This is a genomic window from Promineifilum sp. (SeqCode), assembly GCF_041918635.1.
Lineage (GTDB): Bacteria > Chloroflexota > Anaerolineae > Promineifilales > Promineifilaceae > Promineifilum.
The window spans coordinates 1-1,748 of the sequence record NZ_JAYRVJ010000367.1 but is presented as its reverse complement, the minus strand read 5'-3'; the positions used below and the strand labels follow the sequence as shown (position 1 = coordinate 1,748).

Below are 1,748 nucleotides of genomic sequence, written 5' to 3'. Positions count from 1 at the left end.
TGTTACTGGAATTTCCTGCGGGTCTATGCGCCGGGCGGCAGCGAACTGATCGACAGCAGCCGCCACGTCGTGCCGGGCGAGACGCTTTTCAGTGGTCGCACCTGGGACGGCGCAGCCCAGACCATGCGCGAGCAGCCGGGGCTGACCACGTTCGCTAACTTCCTGCTGGTGCCGCGGGCGGGCGAGATGACGGCCAGCTTCCGCTACCGGCTGCCGGCTGGGGTGACCGAGCCGGTCGATGATGGGGCGCTCTACCGGCTGACCGTCTTCAAGCAGCCGGGTCTTCGCCCCGAACCGTTGCGCCTGGCCGTGGTCTTGCCGGACGGCGCGACGCTGCTTTCGGCCACGCCCGCCCCCACGCTCATCGAGGGCAACCACATCACCTTCGAGACGACGCTGGAGACGAATCTGACGTTTAGCGTGCGCTATCAGTAGGGGCTAGGTTCCAGGGGCTAGGGAAGAGCGCTCTTTCCTGGGTGCTAGCGCCTGGTCTACAGCCGTCCGTGTCTGAGAATGCGGACTCCGAAGGGCGGAGTCTATTCCCTAGCCCCTAGTCCCTACTCCCTAACTCCACAGCGTCCCGGCCGTCGGGCGTGAGTAGCCGCTCGCCCGTCGCCGGGTTGTAGAGGCCGGCGACCAGCCGCGTCGGGCCGGTGTAGTCCGGTTCGCGCCAGACGAGCGTGTGCGGATCGGTGACGAACTCGCCGGCCAGCCAGTCGTAGGTCGGCCGCGCCCCATTGGCCGGCGGCGCGTCGTGCTGGGCCACCAGCCGCCCATCCTCGGCCAGCAGGTGGACGAAGACAGTGTAGCCGGTGGGGATGTCGCCGGCGAGCGCTTCCCAATAAAGGGTCAGCGACACTTCCGCCGGCGCGCGAATCTCGGCCGGCGGGTCGTAGCCGATGAGGCGGATGCTGTCGCCGAATTGCGCATCGAGGGGGACGGCCACCGACGGCGACTCGAACTGCACCGCCGCGCCCTCTACCGTGACCTCACCCAATGGGATGCGCCGCCCATCGACGAGGATGGCCAGCGTCGCCGGGCCGCTGACCCCGGCCGGGACGCGCACGTCGCGGAACTCCGACAGCATCTGGCCCGCCGCCCACTGGTCAGTCGGATAGCGCCCCTGGACCGGCGCGCCGCCGCTCTCGACCACGACCGCGCCGTCCTGCTCCAGCGCCAGCGCCGGCCGCAGGTCGGGCAACTCGCCAGCCGTTGCCCGCCACGTCAGCCCGACGCGCACCGTCTGGCCGGGGCGGTAGGGGCCGGGGCTGAAGCGCGCTCCCAGCAACTCCAGACCCGCGGCGGCGCTGACCGGCGCGTCCCAGAGTGGCGGCGCGGCCAGCCCGTAGGCCGACTCCGACAGCCCCACCGGCGGCGACAGGGTCACTTCCCCCAGCGGGGCGAACTGCCCCAGCGCCGTACCCGTCGCGCCCACCGCTTCCAATGCGCCGCCGCCCGCCTCGCCCGCGTAGACGCCGGCCGATAGCTCTGCCGCTACCGGTGGTGTGCCCGGCGGCAAGGGCAGTACGTGGTAGGTGACGATGGTCGCGCCGGCCGGCCACGCGCTCGCCGGCGCTCCGGCGTGGTCGAGCAGTAGCGCGTCAGTTTGGGCCACGCGCTCGCCGGTCAGGGGATCGCGCAGGACGAGCGAGACGGCCAGATCGGCCGGGGGCAGTTCAGCCGCCCGCCAGCAGAGGGCGACGGCTACGGCCGTGTTGGCCGCCGCGCCTTGGCCCACCCAGGCCGCG

1 protein-coding gene and 1 pseudogene are annotated in these 1,748 nt (G+C 71.7%); one reads left to right on the top strand and one right to left on the bottom strand.

Annotated features, from left to right (window positions below; all coding sequences use genetic code 11):
• On the top strand, positions 1 to 435 hold a 435-nt coding region (locus ACE3UY_RS11555), incomplete at its 5' end, for a hypothetical protein (RefSeq protein ID WP_374687676.1).
• 115 nt (positions 436 to 550) lie between these two features.
• Here ACE3UY_RS11555 and ACE3UY_RS11550 read toward each other — a convergent pair.
• Positions 551 to 1,748 (bottom strand): annotated as a pseudogene (locus ACE3UY_RS11550) (hypothetical protein); the annotation flags it as partial.